Raw genomic sequence first — 13846 nt, 5'->3', positions numbered from 1 at the left:
GCCGCCTCCCCCTGCGACAATCCGTGCGGACCACGGACCGCGCTCGATTGCCGATCGTTCGCTGGCTATCGTGGAACGCCGAAGAGATAAACGTAAACGGTTCGGATTGGGGTTGCAGGGCGCCATGCTCAAGGGTTTCAAAGACTTTCTGATGCGCGGGAACGTCATCGATCTGGCGGTCGCGGTGGTGATGGGCACGGCGTTCACCGCGATCGTCAAATCCGTCACCAAGGGAGTCGTGGAACCACTACTGGCGGTGCTGGGCAGCAACAGCCAGCTGGGCCTGGGTGTGCAGTTGGTGCCCGGCAAGCCCGCCACCTTCATCGCGGTCGGGCCGATCATCAGCGCGGGTCTCGACTTCGTGATGGTCGCGGCGGTGCTGTATTTCGTGCTGATCATGCCGATGAACCACCTCAAGAAGCGGTTCGGCGGAAAGAAGAAGGCCGACCCGACGCAGACCGAACTGCTGATCGAGATCCGCGATCTGCTGGAGGCGCAAGCGAAGCAGCGGCAGGCGCCCGATACCACGCGGACGAGTGCGGACAAGGTGATGCAGCCGGCCGTGGACTGACCGGTCGGCGGATTCGAGTATTGCGCTACTCGCGCCGTGCGGTCGCGCACGGCGCACCCTCGAAAGGTGGCACAGCACAAACTCTTCTGCATTCCGGGAATCTGGGAGGCCGTCACGGCGGCCGAGGAATTCGGGCGGATCGAACCGCGCACCGAGATCGGCATGCTCACCGGTGTCACCGATCTGCTCGACCGGCGCGTGTTCGACGTCGTCTATCTCAACTATCCGGTGGCGTTCGGGCCGCTGGCGGGCGGTGGTGACAGCCTGCTCGACGTGCTCGGGCAGCCGTCCTACCGCGCGGCCCGCGACATGGGCGTCGCCGAACTGACCCGGCTGATCCGCGAACACCGCGGCGGCTTCGGCATTCTCGGCTACGGGCAAGGGGCAGCGGTGGCGTCGCTGGTCGGTCGGGAGCTGGTGTCCGGCACGCTGCGAAACCGGCTGCCGCAGTGCCACTGGCTGCACACCCTCGCCTCGCCGCACCGCGCGCCCGGCCACACCTTCCCCCTCGGCAATCAGCTGGCGGGGCAAGGCATTTCGGGCGATCCGTGCACCGACACCGGGACCATCGACTGGTTCGACTACTGCCTGCCCGGTGACCTCTACGGCGACACCGACCTCGCCGACACCTACCTGGCGCGAGCCTACGAACTGGCCATCGACCTGCCACTGACCGACCCGTTCGCGATGATCGCCGGCTGCACCGACAGCCTGCTGCGCGGCCCGCTGCGCGACGTCATCGCGGGCCTCGGCGAGGACCCGGCCCTGGTGGTAGGCAAGGCCGGCATCACCGCCGCCACCCTGGCCACCTTCCTCCAGCACTACCCGCACGACAAGTACGCCGTGCGCGAAATCCTCCCCGGCACAACAGCTCTCCGGCATTCGGCCAACCACCTGAACTTCTGGGGGCCGCGGGTGGATGCGGAGCAGCAGTCGGCGGTGGGGTTTCGGTGAACGGGGGTGCAAGGCTTGCTCCGTTCGCAGCGCCGCGCAGATTCCGAAATGCTCTGTGCCGCAACGGGCCTGACGGACTAACGCGCGTGCGCAACATCACAACCGGTTCAGGAATTCACCTTCGGCCAGCCACATGTCCGGCGCACCGCGACTCGTGGGTGATCACGACGAGCTAGGACGGTTACCGTCTCTCGTGACAGTCACCGAGCACTCCATGGTGTGCGTGGAGTGGGCGTTTCTTGCTCTGTTGCCCGCGTGAGGGGAGCGAGACCGTCCGCGCTTATGTGTATGGGGGACGTTTCCTGCCCTGTCTCCCCCGCCGCACTAGCAAGAGGAGCCAAACCATCCGCACCTATATGCATCGGCGACGCTTCCTGCCCCGTCTCCCCCGCCGCACTAGCAAGAGGAGCCAAACCATCCGCGCTTATATGCATGGGCGACGTCTCCTGCCCCGTCTCCCCCGCCACCCTGGCAAGAGGAGCCAAACCATCCGCACCTATATGCATCGGCGACGCTTCCTGCCCCGTCTCCCCTGCCACACTAGCGAGAGGAGCCAAACCATCCGCGCTTATATGCATGGGCGACGTTTCCGGCCCTGCGCCTGACGACGACTCCTGGACTGCGATTGGATGAACTTTCTCGGCGATCTGGCGTTGATCGTTCAGATACGAAGTGAGAGTCGTGTTGGCGGAGGTGATTGCGTTGTCGATCGTCTGGTACATCGCAGGAACCCCTGCCGACGTCGACATGGAACCATTGATGCTGTCGACGAGATCGAGGACGGCTTTTCGTCCCTTCGCAATATTTTCCTTGCCTTCCACGACCAGGCCTGCCACCAAGTTCTCGTTGTGGACGAAGTAGTCCAGGTCCGTTTTCAACTGCTGAGCAAGAGAACCGTACTGTTGCGCGGTTGTCCCGGCCAATTCGGGCACCGCATCGACCTGTGACGGGATCGTGGTTTGCGGTGGTGACCCCGCACTGTCCGGATCTCCGAACATGTGCCAAATATTTCCTATCAGACTGGCCAGCTTTCCGTACCAGGACTGCAATTCTCGCGGCATCGTGTTGGGCTGAAAAGAAAACCTTGGCCGTGCGCGGCCGGGATGCGCGCCGTCAGATCTCGGTACTCCCCACCGATCCAGATTCCGTCATTTATGTGCGTGCCGGACGTTCCTTGCCCTGTTCCTGCCGTTGCCGACGCGAGAGGAGCCAGACCATCCGCCTTCACGTGCAAAGGCGACGTTCCTTGTCCCGTTTCTCCCGTTGCCGACGCGAGAGGAGCCAAACCGTCCGGGTTGATGTGCAGCGAAGACGTTCCTTGCTCTGTCCCTCCCGTTGCCGACGCGAGAGGGGCCAGACCACCCGGGTTTATATGCAGCGAAGACGTTCCTTGCTCTGTCCCTCCCGTCGCCGACGCAAGAGGAGCCAGACGATCCGCCTTCACGTGCAAAGGCGACGTTCCTTGCCCCGTCTCTCCCGTTTCCGACGCGAGGGGAGCCAAACCATCCGAGTTTATGTGCAGGGAAGAGGAATCTTGGCCCGACGATGCAGACGAACTGGGTGTCGGATTCAAGGTTGTCGTCCTCTCCCTTTCAATTGATAAAGCTCAGCATGAATATGCTGCTACCAACGTCCACGCTGATAGAACAATTGTCCATCTTGCCCGCCAGCGTCCCGACATGAAGGAATGCATCAGCTTGCACACCAGGTTAGTCGCACCCGCCGGAAATTCGAAAAGAACACCCTCCCCACACCGGGGAGTGGCCCGGTGCGGACCCCACCCACACCCTCGCAACGAGGGCGCGCGTGCTGCGAGGCGGGGGTCATGCGGCCGCAATCTCGAGCACCAATTTCCCTGTGGTCGAGCCGGATTCGATACGCCGGTGGGCTTCGACCGCACCTCGCAGAGGCAGCGTCTCGACCTGAACGCGCAGGTCCCCACTCGCGGCGGCGGTGACCGCCCGGCGTAGCGCGGCACCCGTCGCGGCGGGGTGGAGCGCGGCGAAGGCGGCCAGGTTGAATCCGGAGACGGTCTTGTTGGTGAACCACAGTTCGTTGGACGAGATGCCGACGTCCTCGGCGCCGGAAGCGTTGCCCATCACCACCATTCGGCCCATCGGCGCGAGCCGGTCCAAGCCGGCGCGGCGGGCGGGGCCGCCGACCATGTCGACCACGATGTCGAATTCGCCAGCCGCGGCGAGGTTTTCGCGCAGGATCACCTCGTCGTAGCCGAACGATCGCGCCGTATCGATCTTGGCCGGGCTGCCCACGGTGCCGACCACGCGCCCCGCCCCCAGCAGCCGCGCCGCCTGGCCGAGCTGGCTGCCGACACCACCGGCCGCCGCGTGCACCAGCACGCTCTCACCCGGCTCGATGCGGGCGACGCGGTCGAGGACCAGGAACGCCGTGGTGCTGTTGGAGGGCAGCGCGGCGGCGGTCGCCAACGACAGCGCCCGCTCGTCGATCGGCACGACCAGCTCCGCGGCGGTGACCACCACCTCGGCGTACCCGCCGCTGCCGACGATGGTCAGCGCGGCCACCGGCTGCCCCACGGTCAGACCCGTCACGCCGGGCCCGACCGCCCGCACATGTCCGGAGACCTCGATGCCCGGCACGAACGGCAGCGGTACGTCGACCACGCCTTGCCGATAGAGGATTTCCGCGAAGTTGGCGCCGGCGTAGGCCACGTCGACGGCAACTTGCCCCGGTCCCGGATCGGGAACGGGGACAACGGCTTCCCGCAGCACCTCGGCGGCGCCGAAGGAGGGGATGGTGATCGCTGTCATCTGCACTGTGTCGCTCATGGCATTGATCCTGCGGCGACGGCGACGCGAGAGGCAGTGTCAGCTCATCGTGGGTGTGGCAACACCAGGATGCGCGCGCAGCAATCGGTCGAGCCGGGCGGCGGTGTCGGTGTCGGGTGCGGGGTTGTGCAGGATGAGGTGGTGCCCGGGATGGTCGGGCAGCGGGAACAGGGTCGCCTCGAAGACCATCAGCCCGACTTCGGGGTGGTCCACCGCCTTGATCGCCGTCGCGTGCTCGGCCGCGTCGTGACGGTCCCACAGTTCCGCGAACTCTGAGCTGACCTGCGCGAGATCGGTTGCGATGCGGTCGAATTCGGGATCGTCGGGGTAGCGGGCGGCGTCGGCGCGGAAGCTGGCGGCCACCGCGGCGGCAACCTCGTCCCAATTCCGGTGCAGCACCCGGAACCGGGCGTTGGTGAAGAACGAGACCAGGCAGTTGTGGTCGGTGTCGCCGTAGCCGAAGACCAGCCGCGCCGCCTCGTTGACGGCCGTGAAGTGCCAATGCCGGTCACGGATGTAACCCGGCCGCGGAGCCCAGCTCTCCAGCAGGCGCAGCATCTGCGGCGAGGCCGGCACCGACGGCACGGCCGGCCGCTGCGGCGGGTTCAGCCCGGCCAGCCGATACAGGTGGACGCGTTCGACCTCGTCGAGCAGCAGGGCCCGCGCCACCGCGTCGAGCACGTCGTCGGAGACCTTGATGTCCCGCCCCTGCTCGAGCCACGTGTACCAGGACACCCCCACCCCGGCCAGCACCGCGACCTCCTCGCGCCGCAACCCCGGCGTCCGCCGCCGACCGGCCTCGGGCAGCCCCACCGCCGCAGGCGTCAACCGCTCGCGGCGGCTGCGCAGGAATTCCCGCAGCTCCTCCCGGCGACGATCGCGGACGGCATGGTTCATGGCGGTGCTCACCGTTCCACGATAGGCCGTGCTCAGCCGGTGAACTCGATCGCCGCGACCATCCGCCGCGCCACCTCCTCCGGGTCGTCGCCGCCGAGCTGCGAGCCCTCCAGCGCGCCTTCGCGCCACAGCGAGGCGAAGCCGTGCACCAGGGACCAGGCCGCCAGCTGGGCCGCGCGGCGGCCGTCCGGGCTCACGGCCAGCTGGGTGACGCCGGAGCTCAGCTCCGCACCCGAGCGGGCGCGGGCGGCGGCGAGCTGTTCGTCGTCGCCGCGCAGCAGGTCGCGGCGGAACATCACGTCGAAGTGGCCGGGGTGGCGGCGGGCGAAGCGGATGTAGGCGATCGCCACCTCGCGGAAATCACCGGCGGCGGAGCGCAATTCGGCCGCGAGCAGTTCGAAGCCCTCGATGGCGAGGGCGGTCAGCAACCCCTGGCGGTTGCCGAAGTGGTGAGCGGGCGCGGCGTGGGAGACACCCGCGCGCTGGGCGAGGGCGCGCAGGGATACCGCGTCGACGCCCTCGGTGGCGATCTGTTCGGCCGCGGCCCGCAGCAGTGTGGAGCGCAGGTCGCCGTGGTGGTAGGCGGTCTTGGTCACGTCTCGATGGTCGCGCAGAATCTAGACATTGACAAGTTCCTGGCATGTGCTTAATCTAGCCAGTGTCAAGATTGGCTCGAACCCCTCAGGAGCCCCCGATGGCACCGCTCATCGTTCTCGTCGTCGTCACCGGAGTCACCCGCCTGCTCGGCTGGCTCGCGGTCGACTGGCTCGATTCCTGGCCGCACGCCGCGCGCCTCGGTCTGGCCGCCATGTTCCTGCTCACCGCGAGCGCGCACTTCCTGCAGCCGCGGCGGGACGCGCTGATCGCCATGGTGCCGCCGCGCCTGCCCGCCGCGGCCGGATTGGTCACGCTGACAGGCGTTTTCGAGGCCGCGGGTGCGGTGGGTCTGCTGATTCCGCCGGTCGCGCCGGTCGCCGCCGCGCTGCTGGCGGTGCTGCTGCTCACCATGTTCCCGGCCAACGTCCGCGCCGCGCGCGCCGACCTCGGCATCAAGACCATGCCGCTGCCGCTGCGCACGCTGGTGCAGGTGATCTTCCTGGGCGCGTGCGTGCTGGCGGCCTTCTGATCAAGCGGGCAACGGCACCAACCGCTGCGCGTCGTCGAACAGTCCGCGTTCGGCGACGCGGCTCGCGGCCAAGGCCGCCAGTGCCGCCGCGGCGAGCAGCATGTACATGACGACGATCTGGTAGCGAATGGCGGTCAGCGGCTCGACGCCCGCGAGAATGAGCCCGGTCATCGCGCCCGGCAGGCTGATCAGGCCGACCACCTTCGTCGAGTCGATCGCCGGGACCAGCGCGGTGCGCAGCGCCGACCGCCGATACGGCAGAAACGCTTCGCGCGCAGGCAATCCCAGACACAGCCGCGCCTCGACGGCCGTGCGCGCGGCACGCGCGTCCTCGTGCACGCGACGCAACGCCAGCCCGGTGGCCTGCATCGCGCCCGCCACGATCATGCCGCCCACCGGCACCACCACCCGCGCCTGCGTCGAGATCACGCCGAGCAGAATCAGCGCGCCCAGCGTCACGGCGGTACCGAAGGCGACACCGGCCGTCGCGGCCCGGATCGCCTGCGGCACACCGGCTCCGCGCCGCCCCGCCACCTGTCCGGCGATCACCACCATCAGCACCACCCACCCGAGCGCACCCCACAACCCGGTGTGCCGGAACAACACCAGCAACACCGCGCCGACGGCGATCAACTGCACCGCCGCCCGCACGGCCGCAACCACCATCTCTCCCGTGAGCCGCAATCGCTGCCGATAAGCGATAACCGCCGCCACCCCGACCAACAGCAGCGACACCGCCACCCCCGGCCAGTCCGGCACCGAAAGACCTTCTGTCACTGTTTTATCCATTCTTCCCGCCACTCGTCGACCAGCTCACCAGCTCCGTCCGATCGCACGACGACCGACGCACCGGGCCCGTGCGATCCCACGACGACCAGCTCACCGTGCCCGTCCGATCCCACGACGACCAACTCACCGGGCCCGTCCGATCCCACGACGACCAACTCACCGGCCTCCCGTCCGATCCCACGGCGCCCGCCCCGACCCAGACGGGGTTTCCCCCACCTCGCCTGGTCGCCCGCCCCCGGACCGATCCCACGGCACCCCCGCCCCAGACGACCCCGCCGCGCGCTCGGCGTCTTCCGCCGCGTCCTCGCGATCCATCGCCTTCGCACTTCGCTGCGAACCCGCAACCTCCTGCGGCGCAACAGAACTCCCACCCACAGTCTCGGCCGCCGAATCATCCTGTCCGGGCGCATGCTGACGCCCTTCCGTCCCCGAAGACACTGCAGCAGAGCGCCCTTCGCCACCTCGCGCACGCCCCTCGTCGCCTCCGACCGGCGATCCCGGGACCGGTGACGCCGCACCATCCTGATCCAGCGAACCCGCCTCGCCACGACCGGGCCATGAATTCCCCTGCGGCTCAGCGGTTTCTCCACGCGCAGTTGGAGACAAATCCGCACCCGGCCAGGTTCCACCTCGCTCGTCCTGCGGCCCCGCCGACCCCGCAGGCGGCACAGCGTTCGTGCCATCCACGGTCGGAGGCCAGGGTCCGCCTCGCTGGTCGTGCGGACCTACCGGACCGGAGGGTGGCGCGGCGGGCGCTTCACCGGCGGTCGGTGACAGCGCAGCGCCAGGCCAGCCCGGCGTTGGTCCCACCGGGTCCTGCGATGATCTCGCCGAATCACGCTGCGGTGCCCTCGAACTCCGTTGCGGGGATGGACGTGGTCCCCCGGGAACCGGCGGCTGAAATTCGTTCGGCTGACCGTGGTGCGGCCCCATCGGAGCAGAAGGCGGCCGGGTGGGAGTCTCACCCGCAGTCGGTGGTCGAGCCGGGCCCTGTGGACCTTGCGGACCCGTCGGACCGAAGGGCGGCATGGTGGACGCCCCATCGGGAGTCGGCGACAACGCCGCACCCGGCCAACCTTGCGACGGGCCTTGTGCTGGTGGCGTCGTGCCACCTGCGGTGGGCGCCTGTCGCAAACCCTGCCAGCCCTGCTGTGGTCCGGCTGAATCAGGCGGCGGCACAGCGCTTTTCCCGCCCGAGTTGCGCCGCCACCACTTACCGAACCGCCCCTTCGACGACCGCGCCGGCCCCTGAGGCTGCGACGCAGGTCCTTGCGGCCCAACCGGGCCACCTTGTGGCGGCACGGCCCATCCCTGCGGATTCGGTGGATTCTGCGGCAGCTCCGCCGGTCCTTGCGACGAAAGCGCTGGTTGACTCTGCGGCGGCAAGGCCGGATTTTGCGGCGGGACCGATGGGCCCTGCGGCGGCACCACCTCTCCCCGCGACGGAACCGGTGGAGCTTGTGACGAAACTCTTTGCCCGGGCGGTGGAACCGGTGGAGCTGACGGCGAGAACCTCCGCCCCGGTGGTGAGGCAGGTGGGCCTGACGGCGCGTTTGCTGGACCCGGCGACTGAGCTGGTCGACTCGGCGACGGAACTGCCCACTCGTGCAACGAGGTTGGTGGATTCTGCGGCGGCACTGCCTGCTGGTGCGGTGGCGCTACCGGACCTTGCGGCGGTTGTGACTGTCCGCGCGGCGGCACGGCCGGACGCTGGACCGACTCTGCTTGGTCCTGCGGCAATACGGGGGAGTCCCGCGGCGGCACGCCTGAGCCCCGGGGCGGCGCTACCGGTACATGCTGCGAGGTCGGTGAATCTTGCTGCGGCAGGGCCGACTCTTGCGATGGCGTGGCGGTGTCGGGAGAGCGGGTTTCCCCTGGTGGGGGCTCGGGAGATTGTTCTTCGGTGGGGGGCGTTGTGGTGTAGGAGGCGGGTGGGGTGACGTCCAGCGAGCCGAGGGGGGCTAGGTGGCCGCCCTCCAGTAGGAGGATGTCGTCGGCGACCGTGCCGGTGAAGATGCTGTCGTGGCTGACCAGGACGGCGGTGCCGCCGGCTCGGCAGTGGTCTCGGACGACGTCGCCGATTACCGCGGCGGCGGCCTCGTCCAAGGCGGAAGTCGGCTCGTCGAGGAGGAGCACCTCGGGGGCGACGGCCAAGGCGCGGGCGAGGCAGACCCGTTGCGCCTCGCCACCGGACAGTTCGGCGCAGCGCCGGTGCAGGAAGGTCTCGGCCAGCCCGACTCGGTGCAGCAGTGCCCGGACCTCTTCGTCCGTCAGCGTGGGCCGTCCCACGCGGATCTCGTCGACCACCACGTCGGTGAGCAGCACCGGCTGCTGCGGCACGAGCCCGACCCGACGCCGCAGTTCCAGCACCTCGAGTTCGTGGATCGGGACGCCGTCGAGGAGTATCCGTCCCTCCGAGGGTTCACTCAGCCGATTGAGCAGCCGCAACAGCGTGGTCTTCCCGACCCCGCTCGGCCCCACCACGGCCGTGCACCTCCCGGCCGCGACAGCCAGGTCGATGCCGCTGAACAGCGTGCGCCCACCGAAGACCACGCCGACTTGCTCGAGGACGATCCTGTGCACGGCCCCACCATGCCGCACCACCGCCGAAACCGCAGCCCCACCCCCACCCAACCCGCGCATATCTAGGGGCAATACACATCCCCGACCGACCATCAGAGTCCAACCGCCAACCATCGAGAAGCGGCCGCGGCGGCGCGCGAGTGTTGCGACACGCGACAGACTCATCGCACGGTCGGCTCCCGTCGACCCTCGACCCAGAGGCCGACCGATCACAGTCATCCGGCCACCCCTCGAGCGCAGTCCGCGCCGCAGCGACTTACAAGGCGCATCCGCCGACCGACACCGACTGCCATGTGCTAACCACAATGTGCCTCGTGCCTCGTGCCTCGTGCCTCGTGCCTCGTGCCTCGTGCCTCGTGCCTCGTGCCTCGTGCCTCGCGCCGCACGCATCGCGCCGCACGCATCGTGCCTCGTGCCTCGCGCCTAGCGCCTCGCGCCTCGCGCCGCACGCATCGCGCCGCACGCCTCGCGCCCCGCGCCTCACGTCCCATGCCCACACAACGTGCCTCGCGCCCCGTGCACAACGCTTCCGCCCACGCCCCACACCACGCGCGTCATGTCCCACACCATGTAGCCACGCCCTAAATCCGCTGAGCCGCCTGCCCTTCGACCAACGCGGCGAGGAAATCCGGTGGCACGTGCGGCCAGTCCGGATCCCAGCGCCCAGCCTCCTGATCGGCGTGGAGGGCTGCCAGGGTGTGCACCACGTGCGGCCCGCCGTCGAGTACGTAACGGACGGAGCCGGATTCGGCGCACTGGGCGCAGACCTTGGCGAGGAGGGACTTGGCTTCCTCGGCGCGGCCGGCGGCGGCGAGGCAGGCGATGAGTAGGCGGCGGGCCTTCAGCAGCTCGCGGGGGCGGTCGAGGGTTTCCAGCCGGTCCACCCATTCCTGCGCCCAGCGGCAGGCCAGGGCGGTGCGCTCCGGGTCCGCGGCGGCGAGCAGGAGACGGATCGCGGTGAATTCCTCGTACAGCACGGTGAATTCGTCGATCGCGTCGACCGGTTCGCGGCGGTGGTCGTACTCCACCACCGGCAGCGGCCCGAACTCCGGATGCGGCGGCAGGCCAAGCCGCAGCCGCTCGTTCTCCACCTCGGCGGCCAGCCGCGGCAACGCCATCGACCGCGCGATCCGGGCTCCCTCGTTGAGCCGCCGGATCGCCGCCGCACGGTCGCCGACCAGCGCCTTGATCCGCGCCCCGACCACATACCGCGCGAGTTTGAAATCGACCACCCCCGCCTCGGGCCCGAGCTTGTACCCCTCGTCCAGCAAGCGCTCGGCCTCGGCGATCTCGCCGCGCTCGTAGAGCAGTTCCCCCAGCAGCGAGCCCGCCAGCCGCGCCCCGTAGGAGTGCGTGCCCCCGGATTGCTTGGCCGCCTTCAACGCCCGCCGGAAGTACTGCTCGGCCCGGGCGATGTCCAGCCGCAGACTCGCCGCCAGCCCCATGAAGCACAGACCGTGAATGTTGTTGTAATACCCCTTGTTCCGCCGCATGTACGGCAGCGACCACTCCTGTAGTCGCAGCGCTTCGTCGAAATCACAGCGGTATCCGGCGGCGAGCGTGGCGACGTTGGCGGCGATCGCCACCACATACGGCGAAAGTTGTTCCGCCCGAGCGAAACACGGTGCCAGCAGTTCCTCTACACCGCCCAGCACGTCCGCGCGCACCGCCACCACCGCCCGCACCACGGCCGCCTCGGCGCGCAGGTTCACCGACTCGTCGCCGTCGGCCCCGCCGAGCTGCTGTTCGACCAGCCACAGCGCCCGCTCGGCCGACTCCGCGCGATGCAACAGAATATTGGCCCACGCCAGATCCAACTGCAGCCGCGGACGCGTCTCCACCGCCCGCGCCGGCAACTTCCCGACCAACCCGATCAGGCTGCCCATCTGCCCGTACTCGAGCAGCGCCATCCCGTCCCGCTCGACGATCTCCACCGCCCGCCCCTCGTCACCGGCCAGCAGCGCGTGATCGACCGCCTCGCTGACGTGCCGATGCGCCGCGAACCAGTCCGACGCGGCCCGGTGCAATTCGGCAATGCGTTGCGGGCCTTGCTGTTCCAGCCGCTGCCGTAGAAAGTCCTGGAACAGGTGGTGGTATCGAAACCACCGCCCGTCGTCGAGCCGGCGCAGGAACAGATCCTGCTGCTCGACCTGCTCCAGCAGCTCCTGCCCGTCGGCCGCGCCGGTCAGCGCGGCGGCCAGCTCGCCGCAGGTGCGTTCGGTGATCGCGGTGGAGACCAGGAATTCGAGCATCCCGGGTTCCAGTGTGTCGAGCACGTTCTCGACGAGGAATTCGCCGATGGCGTGGTGCCGTCCGGACAGATGGCCGATCAGCGACCCCGGATCGTCGCTGCCGCGCAGCGACAGCGCGGCCAGCTGCAGCGCCGCCACCCAGCCCTCGGTCGATTCGACGAGATCCTCGATGTCGCCGCGATCCAGCGCCAGCCCGCCGAGCTCGACCAGGAACTCCCAGGCCTCCTCGACGTCGAACCGCAGTGCGGCCGTGTCGATCTCGACCAGCTCGTCGCGCGCCCGCAGCGATACCATCGGCAACCCGGCGCGATGACGACTCGCCACCACCAGATGCAGTGCCGGACTGCAATTTTCGAGCAGGAACCGCAACGCACCGGAAACGGCGTCCGCGCTCACGCAATGCCAGTCGTCGATCACCACGACCAGATCCTCACCGCGCCGGTCGATGTCGTTGATCAGCGAGGTGAGCACATACCGCTCCGACTCCTCGCCGTGTTCCTCGAGCAGTTCGCCGAGTTCGCGCGCCAGCCCGGGCCGCACCACCCGGATCGCGTCGATCAGATGCGACAGGAACCAGATGAGGGTGTTGTCGTCGTGATCCACGGTCAGCCACGCCACGGCGATCGACTCGGCGCTCAGCACCTCGCACCACTGCGCGGCCAGCGTGGTCTTGCCGAAACCCGCGGGGCCGTGGATGACGGTCAGCCGCCGGTCCCGGCCCTGCCGCAGCACCTCGAGCAGCCGCTCCCGCGCCACCAGCGTCCGCGCGGGCACCGGCGGGCGCAACCGGGTCGCGGCCACCGGCGGAGTGGGCGTGCGGGTGGTGTTCGACTGCGACCCGGCCCGCCACCCGGAACCCGTTGCCGCCGTGGAAGACCGGGGAGTGGCGGGCTCCGCGGGCGGCAGCGGAATCGGCAGATCGTCGGGCGCGAGCCCGTGCCGCTGTTGCACCTCGCGCAGCAGCTCACCGAATTCCGCGGCGGTGGAGGGCCTTTGGTCGCGTTCGCGGGACATGGCCCGCTCGATCACCGCGGTCACGTCCGGCGGCAGCCCGGCGTCGCCGAGTTCCGGCGTCGGCTGTCTGGTGATGCGCAGGAACTGCGCCACCAGTTGCTCGCCGCTGCGCCGCTCGAAGACCGCGTGACCCGTTGCGGCACAGAACAATGTCGACGCCAGCCCGTACACGTCGGCCGTGGCGTCCGGCGTGTGCCCCTGCAGGACCTCCGGCGCGGTGAAGGCGGGCGACCCGGTAACGGTGCCTGCCGTGGTCACGAAACCCCCTGTCAGCCGGGCGATTCCGAAATCGGCCAGCTGCGGTTCGCCGTATTCGTCGAGCAGGATGTTGCCCGGCTTCACATCCCGGTGCAGCATGCCGAGCCGGTGCGCCGTCTCGAGCGCCCCGGCGATCTTCACCCCGATGCGCACCGCGTCCTGCCACTCGAGCGGTCCGTAGTCCTGGATGCGGGCGTCCAGCGACCCGTGCGGCTGATGCTGCATCACGATGAACGGCCGCCCGGTCGCGGTCGAGCCCACCTCGAACACGCTGACGATATTGGGATGTCCGGACAGCTTGCCCATCGCCAGCTGTTCGCGGACGAAGCGTTCCAAGTGCTCGGATTCCAGATCGGCCGTGAGCACCTTGACCGCCACCGTGCGTTCCAGCGCCGGCTGTAAACACCGGTAGACGACCCCGAAACCGCCGCTACCGATCTCGGTGGCCCCCGTGAAACCGGCGGCATCCAGCTCCGCCGCGAAACCCGAGATCAGGTCGCGTTGCGTGGAGAGTGGATCGTTGAACACCACGGCGACCTCGAGACAACATCCGACCGGTTACCTACGAGGATATTCCCGCCACGCCCCGCCGGTAGCC

The 13846-nt window shown here is 68.9% G+C and carries 10 protein-coding genes; 3 read left to right on the top strand and 7 right to left on the bottom strand.

Annotated elements, in window-relative coordinates; all coding sequences use genetic code 11:
* Nucleotides 1-70: 70 nt before the first annotated feature.
* Both mscL and IU476_RS25560 read left to right on the top strand, forming a co-directional pair.
* Nucleotides 71-571, top strand: coding sequence for a large conductance mechanosensitive channel protein MscL (gene mscL, locus IU476_RS25565; RefSeq protein ID WP_438944070.1), 501 nt, complete (start codon nucleotides 71-73; stop codon nucleotides 569-571).
* 66 nt (nucleotides 572-637) lie between these two features.
* Nucleotides 638-1525 carry a hypothetical protein gene (locus IU476_RS25560; RefSeq protein ID WP_195104185.1) on the top strand — a complete coding sequence of 296 codons (888 nt, stop codon included), beginning with the start codon at nucleotides 638-640 and terminating at the stop codon, nucleotides 1523-1525.
* A 200-nt stretch (nucleotides 1526-1725) separates the two neighbouring features.
* Here the strand turns inward: IU476_RS25560 and IU476_RS25555 are convergent, their stop codons facing one another.
* From IU476_RS25555 to IU476_RS25540, 4 genes are all read right to left on the bottom strand, one after another.
* Nucleotides 1726-2523, bottom strand: coding sequence for a hypothetical protein (locus tag IU476_RS25555; protein ID WP_195104183.1), 798 nt, complete (start codon nucleotides 2521-2523; stop codon nucleotides 1726-1728).
* A gap of 825 nt (nucleotides 2524-3348) precedes the next feature.
* Nucleotides 3349-4329 carry a quinone oxidoreductase family protein gene (locus tag IU476_RS25550; protein WP_228824317.1) on the bottom strand — a complete coding sequence of 327 codons (981 nt, stop codon included), beginning with the start codon at nucleotides 4327-4329 and terminating at the stop codon, nucleotides 3349-3351.
* Nucleotides 4330-4368: 39 nt separating this feature from the next.
* Nucleotides 4369-5238: a helix-turn-helix transcriptional regulator gene (locus tag IU476_RS25545; protein WP_324194297.1), complete on the bottom strand. Its 870-nt coding sequence runs from the start codon at nucleotides 5236-5238 to the stop codon at nucleotides 4369-4371.
* A 20-nt stretch (nucleotides 5239-5258) separates the two neighbouring features.
* Nucleotides 5259-5822, bottom strand: a complete 564-nt coding sequence (locus IU476_RS25540) for a TetR/AcrR family transcriptional regulator (protein WP_195104181.1) — start codon at nucleotides 5820-5822, stop codon at nucleotides 5259-5261.
* Between the two features lie 98 nt (nucleotides 5823-5920).
* Here IU476_RS25540 and IU476_RS25535 point away from each other — a divergent pair, with 98 nt between their 5' ends.
* A complete protein-coding gene (locus IU476_RS25535; RefSeq protein WP_195104180.1) occupies nucleotides 5921-6352 on the top strand; it encodes a DoxX-related protein in 432 nt (143 codons plus the stop codon).
* Here IU476_RS25535 and IU476_RS25530 read toward each other — a convergent pair whose 3' ends face one another.
* From IU476_RS25530 to IU476_RS25520, 3 genes are all read right to left on the bottom strand, one after another.
* Nucleotides 6353-7129 carry an ABC transporter permease gene (locus IU476_RS25530; protein WP_324194295.1) on the bottom strand — a complete coding sequence of 259 codons (777 nt, stop codon included), beginning with the start codon at nucleotides 7127-7129 and terminating at the stop codon, nucleotides 6353-6355.
* A 168-nt stretch (nucleotides 7130-7297) separates the two neighbouring features.
* The gene (locus tag IU476_RS36330) at nucleotides 7298-9784 is read right to left on the bottom strand and encodes an ABC transporter ATP-binding protein (RefSeq protein ID WP_228824344.1); all 2487 of its coding nucleotides are present in this window, start codon (nucleotides 9782-9784) and stop codon (nucleotides 7298-7300) included.
* 521 nt (nucleotides 9785-10305) lie between these two features.
* Nucleotides 10306-13779, bottom strand: coding sequence for a protein kinase domain-containing protein (locus IU476_RS25520; protein ID WP_195104178.1), 3474 nt, complete (start codon nucleotides 13777-13779; stop codon nucleotides 10306-10308).
* Nucleotides 13780-13846 lie beyond the last annotated feature (67 nt).

Source organism: Nocardia blacklockiae, from assembly GCF_015477355.1.
GTDB lineage: Bacteria > Actinomycetota > Actinomycetes > Mycobacteriales > Mycobacteriaceae > Nocardia > Nocardia blacklockiae.
Note: the sequence above shows the minus strand (reverse complement) of the source record. Positions and strands in the feature narration are given on the sequence as shown.

Bases quoted from the DNA above. Each gene is read 5' to 3' on its own strand.
- IU476_RS25535 (WP_195104180.1), top strand. From the start codon at position 5,921: ATGGCACCGCTCATCGTTCTCGTCGTCGTCACCGGAGTCACCCGCCTG.
- IU476_RS36330 (WP_228824344.1), bottom strand. From the start codon at position 9,784: ATGCGCGGGTTGGGTGGGGGTGGGGCTGCGGTTTCGGCGGTGGTGCGG.
- IU476_RS25550 (WP_228824317.1), bottom strand. From the start codon at position 4,329: ATGAGCGACACAGTGCAGATGACAGCGATCACCATCCCCTCCTTCGGC.
- IU476_RS25555 (WP_195104183.1), bottom strand. From the start codon at position 2,523: ATGTTCGGAGATCCGGACAGTGCGGGGTCACCACCGCAAACCACGATC.